Below are 17,402 nucleotides of genomic sequence, written 5' to 3'. Positions count from 1 at the left end.
ATAATAGCCGATGAAAAATGCGAATTATGTACGCCCCCAAATAACTTGAGTAAGAATAGCATTTGAGGGATTACGGTATCGCAAGGGGAGTTATTACGTAATATTAATGCCAGGAACAAGAGCTGAGGGAACGAGAGTATTTTTAATATAAAAATAGCTGGAACAGGTAATGGCTGTACTACTGAAATTTTAGAGTCGAAGAGAGAGCCCTCGTAACAACGAGTCGCTTGCATGAAACTTTGGTCTTGTCTTAACAGCCCAATCATGGACTCTACCATTAGCGATCCCCGCAGTGATAAACAACAGCCTAAGCTGTGCACCGTGTGAAAAATACCGCCAGATGATTACAGTATAATGACACTCTTAATTTTCGCGATATCTAAATGTAAAAAAATATATTTTTACCGTTTGCTCATTTTTTACTCTGATTATTCTTTACTCCGCGCTATACTATTTAGCCCTGCAAAGCTCCCCGTATTAAACTTGGTTTATTATTCCACCTTTACTGTTCTTATGTGTGTTTTAAGTAAAGGTGAGTATTAATAATAGTCAAAGAATACAACAAGATAATGTCAGCTATAATTAACCTTGCAATCACTATCGACTGATTCTTAATTCTTGTAATCTTGTTTTTTGCTTTCCTTGTCCATCAAAATTATCCATAGATAACCAATCATTAAATGCCTGCTTAATTAATGGCCATTCACGATCCGTTATGGCATACCAATTGGTGTCCCTATTACGCCCTTTTGTCACAATAGCTTGCCGGAATTGTCCTTCATACTGAAAACCGAACCGGGATGCTGCCGCATTCGATGGCTCATTCAATGAATCACATTTCCACTCACACCGGCGATAACCTAACTTATCGAAGACATAATGTAATAATAAATAGATGGCCTCAGTGCCCGCTGAATGACGTTTTAATCGCGGTGACCAATTAACTGACCCTATCTCAATAACACCATTATTTTCATCAATTCGTTGTAACCCAACAGTTCCTAATGCAAGACCTGATTGCGCATCAACCACTGTGTAATGAAAAGCATCTTTAGCATTAATTAATGTTTGTAGATATTGGTGGAAATCATCTTCATTTTCAGGCCGTTCACAATAAAAATAAGTCCAATCACTCGCTTCTTTTACCATGTGATATGCCTGATATAGACACTTTTCATGCTTATCTGCATCTACCGGAGCCAGATAACAAAAATGACCGGGCAAAATATCCCGCTGAGGTCGCTGCGCCGATTGCCAATGCGCTAATTTTGCTCCGATAGTTTGTCCGAAGTGGTTTTGTTTCATTCCATACTCCCGTTGTAATCAACTGCCAGAGGAATACCAATAATTATCATCCGAACATTATCGGCCAAGATAAATTCCACTAAATCATAGCAATATATAAAGCGGAAGTAATATAGGAAAGTAGAAATTGATGATATTTATGCTAAAGGAGGAATATAAGACTGGTACTGAATACCCGATATAAGCGCACAGACACTGACTATCAGGTATTCAGAATAATTAACTCTTACCCACGGCGTAAATTAACTACCGGCGCAACAGTGGGGAGCTGTAACCCTTCTTTGACTTCTAACAGTTGCCCGTGTTCATCGTTATACAACGTAAGACAGGAACCGGCTTTTAATTGGGCAATCATGTCACCTGACATTTCCATGCTGTCAGCCAATTCATCGTCATTGAGATGTGGCCGATGCCCACGGCGTTCAACCTGAAAACGCACCTGGTTATATTTAGCCCAAACAATCAGCACCACAGCATTAAATGCAGCAATCGCCGCATACAATGCCAAGGTCGTTAGACCTGCCAGAATATACACTCTGAATGGAATCGGCCCCATATTCGGTGCTCGATGGATCATATCCAAGAAGCCCTTCACGAATAGGAAGATAAAACCAAACCAAGCCAAAGCCGTAATAATAATATCGATCCAGCGGGGGATCGTCCGCTGTTCGGTATGAATCAAAGGTGCACTCATGGTTTAACCCTCCCGATCCCGCGGTCTGGGCTCACCCAACGCGCACGTTTACGCTTGGTATTGAGCATGACTTTGGGGAACGAAACCACTGTGGTGAACAGACTTAACATCCAGTAAACCATTGGATACCAGATAATCCAGAATAGCGAATTCCCTAATTTAGGTTCATAGCGCCGCTCAATCACCAAGCTGATAGCAAACTGCAACAGACAGGTCAGGGCCAATACCATTCCGGTAAACGCTGGTGGGAAGACCGTCTGCACATGAATTCCCGGTGGCAATGTAATAACCAAGCCCAGCAGGAACAGAATAATACTGAACAGATAGGTAAACGCCCAAGTGATCGACAGTGAATACTCAAGGAATAACAGCCACATCCGACGATTACGCCAGCGCCACAGCTTGAACATATTCTTCAGGAAGACTTCAGCCCCACCTTGGGCCCAACGCAGACGTTGCTTCCATAGACCTCGTAAGGTTTCTGGCATCAAAATCCAACACAGGCCCCGTGGTTCAAAGAACACCGACCAGTGTCTTATTTGCAATTTCCAACTGATATCGATGTCTTCGGTAATCATATCCGGGCTCCAGTAGCCCACATCGGCCAATGCCCTACGACGGAAAGCCGCGACAACACCCGATACTGTGAATACTTGACCGTAAACTCGTTGAGTCCGCTTAATCAGCCCGATGATAGAGGAAAACTCACCAACCTGAACACGCCCAATCAAGGTTGAACGTGTACGGATACGTGGGTTCCCGGTTACCGCACCCGTACGTGGATTCGCAATGAGTGGTGCGACCAGATAAGGCACGGCATTCTTGTCCAACAAGGCATCGCCATCGATACACACCAGATATTCGCTACGTGCCGCCGCCGTCCCCATGCGCAGGGCAATGGCCTTACCTTGGTTATGGGCCAGGTGAATAACACGTAGACGTGGGTCTTCCACCAACATCGCATCTAACACTTGTGCAGTGTCATCACTGGAACCATCGTTGATGGCGATAACTTCAATATTGGTGTAAGTCTGTGCCAATGCCGCGTGAATAGTTTCCCGTGCATTCAATCCCTCATTAAAGCAAGGAATTAAAATGGATACCAACGGATTGCCTTTCAGCTCCGGTGGAGGCACATCATCGCCCCACGGCCAATGTCTTTCACGACGTAGCCAGAAATAAACACCGCCAGTTATCCAAATTCCGGACATAAAGAGCGGATAGAAGAAAACAAAGTTCAGCAGAACATCGCCAGTAAAGAGCAGGATCATCCCCGCAGGAATACTCAGTACCAGACATAGGATGAGTAACGCAATAATTCTATCGATCATATAAAGGATACCAGGCAGAAGATAGCACAGGGCGGACATCTTTTAGCGGTGGTTCGCCAGTGATAAAGTTATCCGGATAGTAACCAAAATTTTGCGCGCCATTTAACTGCAACTGACGCATCCATCCCGCCAGTATCGGACCACTGATGGCATTTTTGTCTTCAGGTTTGGTCCAGTCCTTCGATTGCAGTTCAAATACAGTCTTATTCAGTGCGCCTGGGCGCTGCGCAACTTTATTAACCAATTGAGAGAGCCACTCGTTAGATTCTGATAGTGGCACTTTCTCCATTAACGGCATTGCCATTGGGGCAACCCAATCATAGTTAGCCAAGAAATCATCAAGATTTTGGGCAAACCATGCTTCACTTTCCGGTTCTAAAATCGGCATAGCAAATATATTACGGGCTGACTTCACTTGCGGGCCACGAACGTCACGCACTTGACGAGTCAATTCATTGGTGAAATCAACCAAGTATTTACTCTTATAGCGAGTCCAGCGTGCCATGGTTTCTGGATCATTACGTATTTCAACAATCGAGCCTGGGAAACCGGCTTTTTCGTATGCACGGATAGCATCCGGGGACGCATCTTCGAAATCAGACATGACGGCATCGTCGTGATACAGGACCCCATCAATCGGCGCGCTGTAAGCCATATCGCGGTAGATATCAATAATGCGCTGTCTGACTTCCGGGCTAAATGGCGATAAGCGACGGTATTGGTCCGGGTCGATACTGGTTTTGCCTGTTTTTGGATCAATACGCTGAATCCGCGGTAGAGACGGGTCCATCTCAAATGCTAATACCGGCATCCAGGCATAAACATCAACATCGGGACGTGACGCAAGTTGCCACGCCACACGGTTGAACAGGTCTTGCCGCATCGGTATCCAGCGATTTGGGAAGTAAACCTGGCGAATATTGCCATCCCCTTTCGGATCAGAGAATGCTTGTAAAAACACGGTCGTCACCCGTAAATCAGAAATTCGCTGTACTAATTTATCGAGATTCTCCCTTTCCTGTACGGGGTCTGGATCGTAGAGATAATCCAAATCGACATGCGCGACCCGCATGATGTCTTTTTCCTGTACGGAGGTGACCAACTGGGCAAAATCTTTTAAGGATGGATTATTACTGATCAGAATACGCGGAATATTCATCAGGTCATTGACGTTAGCAATGCCCGGCTCCAGAGTCATCGCCATCTGGTAGCCATGTTGACGCAAAATGCTGATCACTGTGCCATTGGCCGCACCGTAAGGCCAAACCCAAACCCGTGGTGGTTTCCCCGAAGCTTGAGTGATGCGCTGAGTGATCAGCGAAATATCTTTTTCCATCCGCTGCTTAAAGGCAGTTTCAGTTTCATACTTTTTGGTCTTAGGGTCATACATTAGATTAGCCGCAGCCGGTTCGGTATTCCCCTGTGGATTGGCTATCACGCCATAATGTGAGGCATAAGTATGCGCACCGATTTCAATCAATTTTGATTTTGACATTTCACTGATCTGTTTCCAGGTCAGGAAGCGACTTCGGTCAGTACTTAAGCCACCAAAATCCACCTTTTTATTGGACGGCGTGTCGATCCACGTCCCAACAGGGGCTAGCACTGCACTCAGATTATTAGCTTCTAATAATGGATAAACCCGGGTGTAAAAACTGCTATAGCCATCATCAAAAGTGAGTAAAATGGCCTTATCAGGTAAAGGTGCGCCGCCATTGCGGGCTGCAAGGATTTGATCCACAGAAACCACGTTATAACGATTGTCTTTTAACCAAGCCAATTGCTCATTGAGTGCGCTGCTGCGTACCGACAAATAACGTTGGTCGGCGGAATCATCTTCAACATCGTGGTAAGCAATGACCACAAAGGTATTCTTCTGCCACGGTCTTTCGCTGAATGGTAATGCACGCTCGGCTGGTGGGACAAATACCGGTTTTTCTGCATAACAGACAGCAGCCAGTAGCGTTATCATCCCAATTACAAATATTCGAATAAAAATTAATACCTTCGCCATGGAGCGCCCCTTAGAAACGGTAATTCAAATCGAAAGCGAGCGAGAGATCGTGCTCACGGGTGCCATCATAGGGGCGTTTGTCGTAGGTAACGGCCACTCCTGCATCAACAACATCATTCCATTGAACACGCTGCCCATAACTTGCGGTGCTAACCAGGCCGTTGCCGTAGTTTTTCTCCCAATAGCCACCAACACCGAGTTGCACTTGCTGGCTCCAGACTGTTTTATAATGACGGTACATAATGTGATTTATCGTCACCGCGGGAAGGTAAGTAAAATCACTCTTCGGGTTATAGTAAATCACGTCTTCTTTAGTATTGGTGCTCGCCGCCAAACCTAAATTGAAATCTGCGGTCAAGTAAGGTCCAGTCCAGATGCGCTGGCGTCCATTGAGTTCATATTCCCACCGTTTGTTACCATCTGAATAATCTGACGGCGTCACATTAAACTCGACGTCACGTCGATCATCAGCTTTCCAGAGTACAAACGCTGAAGCGCTATTGGCGTAAATGTTGTTTTTTAGAGCACGCAACGGAGTGTCTTTGGCCAATCTTTCGACCTGCCCCCCCACCCGCCAGTGGTCATTAAAATCATACCAAGTCGATAAACGTGCACCGGTTTTATTACCAAAACCGTAATTCTGGTTATTCACTTCGGCCTCAACCCAATGGTCGCGAGAAGTCCACTCTCCCCCTAACCGCATAACCCGGTTAATGCCGGTTCCTTCTTCAAATTGTGAGTTGTCAAAGCTGCCACCACCGAATACTCGCCAGTTGTCAGCAATAGGTGGGCTATACAGCAGCGTTTCAATGCCATAATCTTTGTTGCCAGTGACTGGACTGTTTGAAGAAATAGTTCGGTTACCTCTTACACGCAATTCATACATGTTATGAACTTTGCGTTGACGATCTAATTCCTGTGATGGGACATCTTCTGGCGAACGGGCAATCACATCGTCCGTGAGCAACTCCATCTGGCGCCATTCCTGCAAATCCATCGCCGTCTCAGCCTGCGCGCGTTCTAAAATAAGGCTGCGGGGAGCCAATGACTCTACCGCTTTCAATTCTTGTTCAGATTTACGCGGTAAATCTCTGGCCAGATAAACACCAGCTAAGGCAATACGTAAATTCTGGTTAGCCGGTGCAGTACTGGATAGCGTCTCCAGTTTTTTTTGTGCGGCAGGCAGATCATTGAGCGCCACCAGTGATTGAACCAGCAGTGTCTGGCCTTCCATCCAATCATCATTGGGCTCTTTACCTGGCAAACCGTACACCCCAACCTGATAAGGCGTTTGTTCGCTATAGTTCTTAGCGAATTGATGCGCTTTATCTAATTGTTCGCTTTCATTCAGAGAGTAATAGAGATCGTCGGCATCAAGTAAGTCATCACTGTTACGGAATGTTTTACCATCGGCGTAATACAAACTGGTGAGGATCGGGCTGGCTTTTTCTGGCATCCGGCGGTCAATATAAGCAGAGGCCGCCCAGCGACGAGCGTAGTCTGGCATTTTGTAGCCTTCCGCTTCCATCGCTTCATATTCTTTAATTAATTCAGCTGTATTACGACGAACCAATAATGCGCCCAATCGGTCAATACGTGCTCGTTGATAGTCAGCCTGTGCTTCAGGGTCTTTACTCCAGCGAGTTAACAAATCCTGGTAGTCAGCAAGCGCTTGGTCGGCGATATAAAAACGCTCGGTTTCACTGCGCGTTGGCAGCACCGCCATCCGAACTTGCTCAGCAGCAGCATCCCGCTCCAGTTGGCGATACTCTTCAGCCGACACTAATTTCGGATTTTCGCGAGCAAGTCGTAGTGCTGGATCAGCAATACGGTTCCTTTGCAGAATCTCGAGGTGATTTTTTAATACCTCTTCAGATTCAGGTGCCAATCGCACCGCCTCGCTGGAAGCCTGCAATGCATCATAATTACGGTTGGTTGCGCGGTTCAGGTAGGACAAAGTCATGTAGTTTTTGGCGGTAGGATCACGCTCAGTTAATTCGGTAGCTTGCTTCAGCGCCTCTCCCCCGCGTCCAGAATCAGCCTGGGTCATGATCATGCCGGTGATAAGGTCAGGGTTGGTGGGGTCTTTCTTTAAACTGCTTTGCCACAAGGCCAGCGCTTGATCCCAACGTTTTTCGTTGCGATACGCGCGGGCTGCCGAGGCTAAACCACGCGAGGAGAGGTTCATTGAGGTATGGTATCTCTCGTAGACGTCAATCACTTCCTGATCACGTCCTGCCCAACCGGCGATTTGTAGCCAGTCGTCTACCTGACCGCTATTAAGCGCTCTAGCTTTGGATTCTTTTTGTAAGTAATCGAGGACCGGCGAGGTATTCCCTGCTCTGGCTTCAATGATTAATGAGTCATACTGTGTGTCTGCCAAAACAGGATTAACTGAAAGGCCAGAAATTAATAGCGCTAATAAAGTAATTCTGTGCCGGTGCAACGGGCGCAGCAGTGTCGTAAATGCGTTATACATTATATAACCCTTAAGCCAGCAACTTGTTTGATGATCAAGGAAAGCTACTTCGCGAACATCCATTTTCATTATCAAATTATGATGAAATGAAGTCCTTTGAATGTATTACAGCATGTTACATAGGATAGTTGAAAGAAAATACTATTGTCGAATTATTATAGCATATTGTTATTCCAGCGATTAATAGAGGTGAAAATGTTGAATGTGCGTTATTTCAGATGCAATTAAGATTAATCTTAGTGGAAAATTCTTCAAGAAAGCAAAAAATGAAGACTAAATATTTTTACTAACCAAATGCTGCGATACAGTATCCTGTTAAAAGATAGCACGATTTGATTTCAGGGCTGTTTTATGGAGTTTTTTGCTACTTAGAATTTTGAATCTCTAAAAGATTCTTTATATTTTTAGTCTGGTAACGAATTCTATTAACATTTAGTAAATTATCACTGCCGCTATAATTAAACAATAAAATTGTACAAAATTGGATACTGCTGAAAAAATTGAACCAAGTGAGAGTTTAAAACAGCAACAATCCTTAACCCTATATTTTATATGCGTATTTTTCTTCTGGTTTTTAAGATATCTCTGTTATCTTATTAGTGAAATAAAATAGACTCTCATTAAAACTATAGAGTCTATTTTTTAAATGAATTTAACCCACAACTTAATTAAAATGCAGCAGATCGCGGTCTAGTTTACTCAAAAACTCAAAGCCGTCATCGGTAATGAGTATCATATCTTCCAGCATAATCGAACCAATCCCTATGCCGTAATAAGGTGTCTCAAGGCTGAGTACCATTCCTGGGCAAAAGGTTTCAGTTGCCAATGTACTGACAAACGGTGCCTCTTCCAACCCCAAAAATACACCATCGCCATGCCCAAGATGGCCACGATTATAATGAGGCAAACCAGACTTTTTAATCACCTCCATAGTGGAGTCAAAAACATCTTTCAACTTCACGCCAGGAGCAACCATCGATAACATGTGCTCATGCCCGGTTCGAATAGTGTCATATATCTGCTGTGTTAGTGGGTCTGGCTCCCCCAGTACAAATGTACGCGCCAGATCAGCGCCGTAGCCTGCCACATCCACGCCGCAGTCAAATTTAATTAAATCGCCAAACTTTGCTGGTGTTTCATCAGCCAACATTTTAGGTGAGAAATTATCACCAACAGAAATAAGATTAAAACGAGAGAAGTTTGTCTCCGGATGACTCATCACTGCGGCTTTAAATGCTGCAGTCAATTCTGCTGCGGTGCACCCAACACGAATATGCTTAGCCGCACTGGCAATGCCATATTCAGTGATTTCAGCACTCTTACGTAGATGTTGAATTTCCCACGGGCTTTTGATCATTCTTATTTCATTAAACAGTGGCGTCGAATCAACCAGCTTTAATCCTGGAGCCACTTGATCTAAAACACGTTTACCACCATAGGACATGGCATGTAATTCAATAGCAATTTTCTTATCCAATACACCTGCATTATCGAGAGCCAATTTGACTAAATTAAAAACGGCCTCAATAGGTGGGCCGATGGGCCGCTCACTCTTTTTCTGATGATTAAGTGGATTACGCGGATCATCAACATCAACCCATACAGGAAAGGTTTTCAGTACCCTATTAGGCATATCGAAATGTGCGCTGGCAGCCTCAAACTCATTCATGATGACATGTGAAGGAATACTTGCATCGCGAAACATAATCGCGACAGCTGCACCGGTGTGCCGGAATGTGTACATAAAGAAACTTGCGAACCCAGTGAGATAATAGAAATTATCACAAACAGTGACGACCAGAGCATCAAGCCCCTCTCGCTCCATCACCGCGCGAGCTTTGTGACTCACTGCATTTAAATGGGCAATTTTTTCTTGATTGACTGAATTTTTATTAACTAACGTTGTATTCACCGATATGCCCTTCAACACTTACATTTTCTGTAAGCTGAATCATATACCGGTTATGGCTGCGATTCTAATGGGCAATCGAGGCAATTGCCGACGCCGGGCAATTTGTTACGTTGACAGCAAGTACGGCGTTCCATACCACCATTACGTGGAATAACAGTACGATAAAGAGGATTATCCCGACCATCGGGTAGACTTGAGGTGAGGAATAAATTTGCAATAATATTGTCGTAACCATCAATAGTACCCAGCTTATTACCAAACTCACGCAAGTACCAAAACATCAAATAACCGATGTTATTCCATATTAATCGGATGTTTGCTTTGGGTTGGCGCTCTATTCTCTGCATAACAGGAATAATATGATGATCGAGTAATAAATAGAGCCGTTCCAGCAACGATGACGGTGACTTATCCAGCCAGTCATGTTGATAGTAAATAGCCTCCGGCCGTCCTGTTGCATGAAACTTGATTCTGATTCTCTCTGGGCGAGTATCTATCGCTTTAGGCAATGCCAGCAGCATCAATATCATAGGCGGGATAACTAAACCGAAATACCACTGTCCCCATAGTGAGTGCAGAGCTTTATGATTCGGATTAAGTTCCGTGTCGCTGTAGTAGTGGTTTTCATAAGCTTGCATCAATTTCGGCAAACTATTTTCAGCCGCCCATTGGTCTAACAACATGCTTTCTTTGGGAATATCGGCATCAACATAAAATGATTCAGAAAAGTGCACGAATGTACTAGCAAACAAACTGGCGACTTCATCAGAAATCGCCAGTGTTGAAGAGTAAATCACTTCAGCTGCATTCGACACAATCCATACTCCACGACACGATATAGATTATATTATTACATTTAGTGATAATGATTATCAATGAAGTTAATTGATAATTCTCAACAGCGTTACCTGACGAGACCATAATTTAAATAACAGGTAGTCATCTAAACGATATGTGTCTATATATTAATCAACTGTATAGTTGACTGACATAATTCCCTTTTTTTCCGAAATAGACAGCACAGTAACTTTACCCAACACTTGCAATGAACCGACATGAGTACCGCCACAAGCATAGGCAGGTAACTCGCCAAAACCTACCTCACGAAAATCCCCCTGCACTGAAATTTCTCTAGGCCAATCCTGACGAATAAATTTTTCTAATACCCTCTGAATGGCATCAATATCAATCGGCTGTGGAGCCTCTGCTCGTTTAAACGACACCCGCCCTTCTCCCGGCCAATGATGTGCTTTCACCGGAAGCCAGCCATAAATTTCACCAATATTGCCAATAAGATGTCCTGCCGAATGCATCCGTGTATTCAGCAAACGGCGCTCACTATCAACATGGGCATCATGACATCCCAATGTGATGGGGGTTTCCAGGTAGTGGATTAATTGCTGTTGCTGTTGAACAACGCGAACGACCCGATTATCACCAATGTAGCCGGTATCTGACGGCTGCCCACCACCTTGTGGATGAAAGATTGTCGCTGACAATATGACGGCAAACTGCTCCCCATCGGGTGTACAGCTCAAAACATTAACTTGCGTAGCCAGTATATCGTTCTCAAAAAATAGACAGGTTGTCATGTTCAATATCCTTTTATCATTTCCATTATGATTATATTGATGTCAGTCTGCTGTGATAATCCGTTACCTCATCAAAGGACTATTGCGCTGTGAGCACAAATCTTCCTCTCTCTGCTCAGTGAAATGGCTATTTTTGTCAAAGTAGTTGAAACCGGTAGTTTTTCAGCCGTCGCCCGCCAACTGGGCGTTTCAACCTCAGCAATTAGCCGCAGTGTTAGCCGACTTGAGAAGGCACTGACAATCCGTTTATTACAGCGGACGACGCGGAAATTGCGTCTGAGTGACAGTGGTGAGGAGGTTTTCAAGCGCTGTAATGCAATGCTTAATGCCGCCAACTCGGTCATGGAGGTCGGTGGTCAATATAATCAAGAGCCCGAAGGGCTTATTCGGATTAGCGTACCCAAAGCTGTTGGGCGCTTTGTCATTCATCCTCATCTACCTGAGTTTTTACGCCGCTACAGCAAGATAAATGTGCAGTTAATATTAGATGACCGCTACGTTGACCTCATTGACGAACATGTGGATTTAGCTATTCGAATTACCAATCAGCCGCCACCAGGGATGGTGGGACGACAATTAATGAATATCGAGCATTTATTGTGTGCGACCCCAGAATATCTCGCTACTCATGGAGTACCGTTGCACCCTCACGATTTAGCCCATCACAGTTGTATTTATTTGGGCGAAACACCGGGAGACGCGCGCTGGAAATTCCGCCAAGGTAGCAAAGCGATTACAGTTGCCGTGCAAGGTCGCTATGCAGCGAACCATACGGGTGTCAGACTGGATGCGGTATTACAACATCTTGGTATTGGCAGCTTGCCTTATTTTACCGCCAGAACAGCATTGCAACAGGGGCTCATCGTGCAGGTATTACCAGAATGGCGATTTATCAGTTCATACAGTGGTGGTTTATGGCTTCTCTATCCACCGACGCGTTATTTACCCGCCAAATTACGGGTGTTTATTGACTATATTGTCAGCTGTTTAGGCAATGAACCCAACTTACCGCCTCGCTAGATAGCGGGTTATTTCATCGAGCGCTAGAAATCGCGAGGCAGCAAGTTATGGGCAACGCTATAATTATGGTTTTTTCGCCAATAAAGTGGCAAAACGCAGTTTTATCCGGTTGCCTTGTGCATCAGTCTTATGCAGTTGCCCAACGTCTTCATTGTATTTAATAATGTCCCAGTCTTTATAGTACTGACTGAGCTCACCTGATTTTAATGTGAAGGAGAAAGGCACGGTACAAGGGAAATCCTCGGTCGACATAGCGGAGATAATCAGGTTATAGCCGCCGGGTAAAGTGCACTCTTGCATATTATTGATAATATGTGGAATTCTCTCCGGTTGTAGGAACATCAACACCACAGTTGAGAGAATAAAATCGTAGCGATTATCTAAACCAGCTTCATTGATATTGTAAGTACTGGCGGTAATATTTTGCAGTTCTTCTTGTGCAATGATCTGCTGTAAATTGCTAATGCTATCGCCATTTTTATCCACGGCGGTGACATCAAAACCTAATAAGTTCAGATACAGTGAATTACGCCCAGAACCACAGCCTAAATCCAGTGCTTTCCCTGGTTTAACGGTTTTCACTGCATCAATCACTTCGGAATGTGTCGGTGTTAAATTGTATTTCTTATGGTAAAAATCTTCCGGAGTGCAATAAAAACTAAGCTGGCATTGCAGGTCATCTGAACACCCCGCAATACGATGCCACACTTGCGGCTCAATAAACGGTGGTTGATGCTCACAAGAAAATGTATGCCTCTCCAAGGTATTATCTGCTTCATCAAGGATCAGAAAATCCATTTCGCCACTCAGAATGGTCAGTTTGGCCCAAGTTCCTGCTTTAGTATTATGCTTTTCACGAAACATCGCTGGCACGCCGGCACTGTTCCAGACCGGCAATTGTTTATAACAAAGCAAATCAGATCTATTTTCCATGCTGATATTCCTCAGATAACTTAAAGATGCATTTAATATGCAACATACAATACAGCATTAATGTCAACAGATGAAGCGGCGAAATTCCACAAACGGGCGAGGCGCTATTGCGTATCTTTATTTTATCACCACGATTGTTAACGGCGAATGATAGACTAACCGGTACTCGTTTACTGAAGTGCTGTTTTAGGCTTCGCGGTTTTTAATCTATCAATGTGATCGGCCAACTTTTGAATATCTTCATCAGTGAGATGAGCTTTGGCTTTGTTACCCCTGCCAACAATTTTGCCATCGCGTCGAGCAGTTAGCCCATCGACGATTTCATCGCGAGAGAGTGATATCAAGGGTGGCGCTTTATCCAAACCTTTGCGGTCAGCCATACGTCCGTGGCAGCTTGAGCAGGTTTGTTTGTAGATATGCTCGCCGTCAGTTGCAGCCTGAATGGTTGCACTGAACATCACCGCACTCATGGCCAGCAGCCATACCTTCATTACGCCCCCGCCGCCCATTGTTGGAACAGCGTAGCGAGGTCTTTCTCATTACGTGCGCCCTGATGCAATTGTGTCACCTTGCCATTACGGTCAATCATAAAGGAAGTTGGTGTACCAATGACTTGATAGCGTTCTTGGGTGATACCCAATTGATCGCGAATGACGGGGTAACTGATATTACGCTGGGCTAATACCGGATTAATATCCACCTGTTCAGGATCAGTATTAATGGCTACAACCACAATATCATTATGGTATTCGTGACTCAGCTTATCTAAAGCTGCCATCTCAGCCAGACAGCCGCCACAGCTTGCCGACCAAAAATTAAGGTATACCTGTTTGCCTTTCCACTGATCAAGTGCAACCGGTTTGCCCTGCAGGTCATAAGCGGCCAATTGGGGAGCGACCTCACCCACAGCGACTTCCTCTTGTTTACAGGCACTGAGTAATAACAGTAAACCGCACAACCCAGCTGCTTTTAATCGATTACGCCACATGATGACGGCTCTCTTCATTAAGATATTTACCGTGCTGGAGCCGAATTATGCGGTCAGCAACACACCCTAAATCTGGATTGTGGGTAACCATAACAATAGTTCTACCCTGGCGATGAATATGGTTAAGTAAGTCTAATACCCGCTGTTCATTCTCTTCATCAAGGTTACCCGTAGGTTCATCAGCAAATATGATGGGAGGCTGATTGACCAATGCCCGTGCAATACAGACTCGTTGCTGCTCACCACCCGAAAGCTGGCTGGGCAAATGGCTCATACGTGGTGTCATCCCAACGTGTTCTAATACTTGCCGAGCGGCATCTTCATCCACCACACTGTGGTAATGCTGCGCCAGCATGATATTTTCTAGTGCGGTTAGATAAGGGATAAGATGGAATTGTTGAAAAACCAAGCCTATCTTGTCTGCCCTAAACTTTCTGCGCCCTTCTTCATCCAGACCCGCAGCATCAATGCCATCTAGCAGGACTTGCCCCTCACTGACCGTGTCCAGACAAGTCAGAATGTTCATTAATGTGGTTTTACCTGAACCTGATGCCCCCATGATGGCGACAAACTCACCACGATTAATACGGATATTGATGTCCTCAAGTGCCGTCACCTGGCCAAAACGCTTATATAAGTGCCGGGTTTCAATCACCGCATCTGCGGCGTATTCAGGTTTCACCCGTGTTAGCGACGATGTCATTTGCTACTCTCCTTTCAGGACTTTAGCGGGTTCAATATGAATAGCCCGGCGGGTGGGAACAATTGCCGCCACAGCGGCCACTAACAATGACAATACCAACGTCAGCGGTAATACCGGTGCACGCAAAGCAATCGCCGCACTAAATACCGTTTGCCCCAAGACCTGTGCTAGCACATAACCTAACAGGGCACCACAGACTGCGGCAGCCAGCGATATAATCAAGGTTTCGGTCAGCATTTGACGAATAATATCCCCGCCGCTGGCGCCCAGCGCTTTTTGCAAAGCAAACTCTTTCGAGCGCTCACCCACTATCGCCATTAATGTGGTATTGACACATAAAGATGACAAAATGAGGATAACCACCGAGACCAATCCCATCAGCCCTTTGATCTTATCGAGCACCTGCCCCTCAGAAGCGGAAACCTTACGAATCGGCCTAATTTCAAGGTCCGGATATTGCTCACGAAGGTGGCTGGCAAAGGTCTCGACCTGGCCCACATCATTACTGACACTCAACAGCGCGTTGCTGATGCGCCCCGGTTGATGAAGCCATTTCTGCGCCAACTCCAGATTGACGATCAGCATGTTATCCGTGGCGTCACCTGACTCCACAATACCTTTGACTTGCAGGCGCTGACGTTCACCTTCATTTATCAACGTGATGGTATCGCCCACTTTCACATGCAAGCGCTCGGCAAGTTTGACGCCAATCATGGCGTTGCGATCATCAAAACTGACCCCAATCCAATTACCACTCACTTGCCAGTAAGGCACCAGTTGTTGTAGAGATTCAAACCACACTCCCATCAACACGACTTTTTCCAGCTCAGTGCGCGCCATACCATAAATGTAGGGACTTGAGGCATTAATCAGCCCTTGCGGCGCAGCATCAATAATCGGCTGGAACTGCTCCTGCTCAAATGTGCTGCCGTGTCCTGGACCAATATAAAAGTTCGCACCGAAAGTACGTAATTCCTGGCTCATTTTGGCATTGATATCGAAATAAACTGCCGACATTGCCGTCACAATCGCCGCGCCAACCGTCAGAGCGGCAAATACCACACTGACCCGCTGCATTCGCAGGCGCAATGCACGCAACACTAACCGCCAAAACATACCATCCAATGCTACCCGTTGATTAGCGGCCATAGAGCACCTCTACCGGGTAAAGACGGGCAATTCGCCGAGCGGGGAACCAGGTTCCAATGACGGCAATCAACACCGATATCACCAATACACAAGGCACAACCATCCAGGCAAAACTCAGCGGCGCGCCAAATAGCATCAAGCCGATAGTTTTTGCCAATCCCCAACCGGCCAGACAACCGGCTAAGCCGCCAATAAGGCCGCTGATTGCGGCTTCAAGATAGAACAGCATCAGAATTTGCCACTGCCGAGCCCCCAAGGCTTTCATTAAACCAATCTCTTTCGCCCGCTCCATAATGGTGCTGGTCATCAGTGATGCGATCCCCATCGCAGCCGCAATCAGCGCCGCCAGTGTGACTACCGCCAACAACAACTGTATTTTTTCAATCACCACCCCTTCAGAGGCAGCAACTTGCCAGATAGGGCGCACTACAGAGCCAGATATTGCCTCTTCAAGTTGATGGGCAATTGAAGAAACATAGGCGGTGCAATACCACAAGTCGTACTCTTCGGCATTCAGTGCTTCAAGATTGTCACGTGCCTTACGTGATAATTCATTTTCTGGTACCGTCAGGGCCGAAACCCTCACGGCCTGAATTTTCCCCGGCAGCCCTAACAGCAACTGGACAGCAGCAAGTGGCAACACCAACCGCCCTTCTTCTTCACCACCACTGCTCAGCACTCCGCTTATCTTCACGGTTAACGGGCCGGAAACACCGTTAAGATGCAACTCGTCGCCTATTTTCCAGCCGGTTTGTTGTGCCAGTTGTTTGCCGAGCAAGGCTTGAACTTCGGTGGCACCGGCTTTGACTGGCTCTTGCGGCCAACTCCCATTAACCTGCCAATAAGGGCTGATAATCTGCTGACCGGTGTGATAATCCTCTTCATCGGGCACATCTACCGGGTGATTAAAATAGGTTCCCAGTAGCGGGATACTCTGGCCATTGACTTCGGTTTCACCGCTCAACAATGGAGCGAAACCCACAATATTATTGCGCCAAAAAATATCCTTAATATTGGGTAACTCTGCCTGGTCCAGAAAATCCTGCCCAGTTAACGGGTTACTTTTCTCACCAAATAATGATGGCAGCGCCACCTGGCCCGCTGGTTCTATCAGAATATTGGCACCATAGGATTTGAGCTCACGCGACATTTTATCGCCAATATCGATTGACACCGCCAGCAGTGAGGAAATCAACCCTGCGGCAAGAAATACCGTGAATACCGCCAGTGATTTGCGCCGAACATTCCTAAACCAAGACTGCTTTAGCATGCGCCACAGCAT

Annotated in this window: 14 protein-coding genes and 1 pseudogene; 1 reads left to right on the top strand and 14 read right to left on the bottom strand. The window is 45.7% G+C overall.

Annotated elements, in window-relative coordinates; translation table 11 throughout:
- Positions 1–597: 597 nt before the first annotated feature.
- The 8 genes from DJ58_RS20960 to DJ58_RS20995 all read right to left on the bottom strand — a co-directional run bounded on the left by DJ58_RS20960 (position 598) and on the right by DJ58_RS20995 (position 11,327).
- The gene (locus tag DJ58_RS20960; protein WP_032910123.1) at positions 598–1,305 is read right to left on the bottom strand and encodes a GNAT family N-acetyltransferase; all 708 of its coding nucleotides are present in this window, start codon (positions 1,303–1,305) and stop codon (positions 598–600) included.
- 226 nt (positions 1,306–1,531) lie between these two features.
- The gene (pgaD, locus tag DJ58_RS20965) at positions 1,532–1,999 is read right to left on the bottom strand and encodes a poly-beta-1,6-N-acetyl-D-glucosamine biosynthesis protein PgaD (protein WP_032910122.1); all 468 of its coding nucleotides are present in this window, start codon (positions 1,997–1,999) and stop codon (positions 1,532–1,534) included.
- Positions 1,996–3,330, bottom strand: a complete 1,335-nt coding sequence (gene pgaC / locus DJ58_RS20970; protein ID WP_032910120.1) for a poly-beta-1,6-N-acetyl-D-glucosamine synthase — start codon at positions 3,328–3,330, stop codon at positions 1,996–1,998. The genes pgaD and pgaC overlap by 4 nt, the downstream gene beginning before the upstream one ends.
- A complete protein-coding gene (pgaB, locus tag DJ58_RS20975) occupies positions 3,320–5,344 on the bottom strand; it encodes a poly-beta-1,6-N-acetyl-D-glucosamine N-deacetylase PgaB (protein WP_032910119.1) in 2,025 nt (674 codons plus the stop codon). Before pgaB ends, pgaC begins: the two co-directional genes overlap by 11 nt.
- A gap of 10 nt (positions 5,345–5,354) precedes the next feature.
- On the bottom strand, positions 5,355–7,823 hold the full coding sequence (pgaA, locus tag DJ58_RS20980; RefSeq protein ID WP_032910118.1) for a poly-beta-1,6 N-acetyl-D-glucosamine export porin PgaA: 2,469 nt from the start codon (positions 7,821–7,823) through the stop codon (positions 5,355–5,357).
- Between the two features lie 664 nt (positions 7,824–8,487).
- Positions 8,488–9,648, bottom strand: coding sequence for a M24 family metallopeptidase (locus DJ58_RS20985; RefSeq protein ID WP_050413874.1), 1,161 nt, complete (start codon positions 9,646–9,648; stop codon positions 8,488–8,490).
- 137 nt (positions 9,649–9,785) lie between these two features.
- A complete protein-coding gene (gene fhuF, locus DJ58_RS20990) occupies positions 9,786–10,550 on the bottom strand; it encodes a siderophore-iron reductase FhuF (protein WP_004706452.1) in 765 nt (254 codons plus the stop codon).
- 150 nt (positions 10,551–10,700) lie between these two features.
- Positions 10,701–11,327, bottom strand: a complete 627-nt coding sequence (locus DJ58_RS20995; RefSeq protein WP_004706451.1) for an alanyl-tRNA editing protein — start codon at positions 11,325–11,327, stop codon at positions 10,701–10,703.
- Between the two features lie 89 nt (positions 11,328–11,416).
- Here DJ58_RS20995 and DJ58_RS21000 point away from each other — a divergent pair.
- Positions 11,417–12,347: pseudogene (locus DJ58_RS21000) on the top strand (LysR family transcriptional regulator).
- Between the two features lie 63 nt (positions 12,348–12,410).
- Here DJ58_RS21000 and tehB read toward each other — a convergent pair.
- From tehB to DJ58_RS21030, 6 genes are all read right to left on the bottom strand, one after another.
- The gene (gene tehB / locus DJ58_RS21005) at positions 12,411–13,280 is read right to left on the bottom strand and encodes an SAM-dependent methyltransferase TehB (RefSeq protein ID WP_004706449.1); all 870 of its coding nucleotides are present in this window, start codon (positions 13,278–13,280) and stop codon (positions 12,411–12,413) included.
- Positions 13,281–13,450: 170 nt separating this feature from the next.
- Positions 13,451–13,771, bottom strand: a complete 321-nt coding sequence (locus tag DJ58_RS21010; protein ID WP_032910116.1) for a c-type cytochrome — start codon at positions 13,769–13,771, stop codon at positions 13,451–13,453.
- Positions 13,771–14,268 carry a TlpA family protein disulfide reductase gene (locus DJ58_RS21015; protein WP_032910115.1) on the bottom strand — a complete coding sequence of 166 codons (498 nt, stop codon included), beginning with the start codon at positions 14,266–14,268 and terminating at the stop codon, positions 13,771–13,773. The genes DJ58_RS21010 and DJ58_RS21015 overlap by 1 nt, the downstream gene beginning before the upstream one ends.
- On the bottom strand, positions 14,258–14,971 hold the full coding sequence (locus DJ58_RS21020) for an ABC transporter ATP-binding protein (protein WP_032910114.1): 714 nt from the start codon (positions 14,969–14,971) through the stop codon (positions 14,258–14,260). The genes DJ58_RS21015 and DJ58_RS21020 overlap by 11 nt, the downstream gene beginning before the upstream one ends.
- Positions 14,972–14,974: 3 nt before the next feature.
- On the bottom strand, positions 14,975–16,120 hold the full coding sequence (locus DJ58_RS21025) for an ABC transporter permease (protein ID WP_032910113.1): 1,146 nt from the start codon (positions 16,118–16,120) through the stop codon (positions 14,975–14,977).
- Positions 16,110–17,402 carry an ABC transporter permease gene (locus DJ58_RS21030; RefSeq protein ID WP_004706445.1) on the bottom strand — a complete coding sequence of 431 codons (1,293 nt, stop codon included), beginning with the start codon at positions 17,400–17,402 and terminating at the stop codon, positions 16,110–16,112. The genes DJ58_RS21025 and DJ58_RS21030 overlap by 11 nt, the downstream gene beginning before the upstream one ends.

It is taken from the genome of Yersinia frederiksenii ATCC 33641 (genome assembly GCF_000754805.1).
GTDB lineage: Bacteria > Pseudomonadota > Gammaproteobacteria > Enterobacterales > Enterobacteriaceae > Yersinia > Yersinia frederiksenii.
This window is presented reverse-complemented; position numbering and strand designations above follow the sequence as displayed.

Excerpts from the sequence above, each read along its gene's own strand:
- DJ58_RS20960 (WP_032910123.1), bottom strand. The coding sequence starts at position 1,305 with ATGAAACAAAACCACTTCGGACAAACTATCGGAGCAAAATTAGCGCAT.
- pgaD (WP_032910122.1), bottom strand. The coding sequence starts at position 1,999 with ATGAGTGCACCTTTGATTCATACCGAACAGCGGACGATCCCCCGCTGG.
- pgaC (WP_032910120.1), bottom strand. The coding sequence starts at position 3,330 with ATGATCGATAGAATTATTGCGTTACTCATCCTATGTCTGGTACTGAGT.
- pgaB (WP_032910119.1), bottom strand. The coding sequence starts at position 5,344 with ATGGCGAAGGTATTAATTTTTATTCGAATATTTGTAATTGGGATGATA.
- pgaA (WP_032910118.1), bottom strand. The coding sequence starts at position 7,823 with ATGTATAACGCATTTACGACACTGCTGCGCCCGTTGCACCGGCACAGA.
- DJ58_RS20985 (WP_050413874.1), bottom strand. The coding sequence starts at position 9,648 with ATGGAGCGAGAGGGGCTTGATGCTCTGGTCGTCACTGTTTGTGATAAT.
- DJ58_RS20995 (WP_004706451.1), bottom strand. The coding sequence starts at position 11,327 with ATGACAACCTGTCTATTTTTTGAGAACGATATACTGGCTACGCAAGTT.
- tehB (WP_004706449.1), bottom strand. The coding sequence starts at position 13,280 with ATGGAAAATAGATCTGATTTGCTTTGTTATAAACAATTGCCGGTCTGG.
- DJ58_RS21010 (WP_032910116.1), bottom strand. The coding sequence starts at position 13,771 with ATGAAGGTATGGCTGCTGGCCATGAGTGCGGTGATGTTCAGTGCAACC.
- DJ58_RS21015 (WP_032910115.1), bottom strand. The coding sequence starts at position 14,268 with ATGTGGCGTAATCGATTAAAAGCAGCTGGGTTGTGCGGTTTACTGTTA.
- DJ58_RS21020 (WP_032910114.1), bottom strand. The coding sequence starts at position 14,971 with ATGACATCGTCGCTAACACGGGTGAAACCTGAATACGCCGCAGATGCG.
- DJ58_RS21025 (WP_032910113.1), bottom strand. The coding sequence starts at position 16,120 with ATGGCCGCTAATCAACGGGTAGCATTGGATGGTATGTTTTGGCGGTTA.
- DJ58_RS21030 (WP_004706445.1), bottom strand. The coding sequence starts at position 17,402 with ATGCTGTGGCGCATGCTAAAGCAGTCTTGGTTTAGGAATGTTCGGCGC.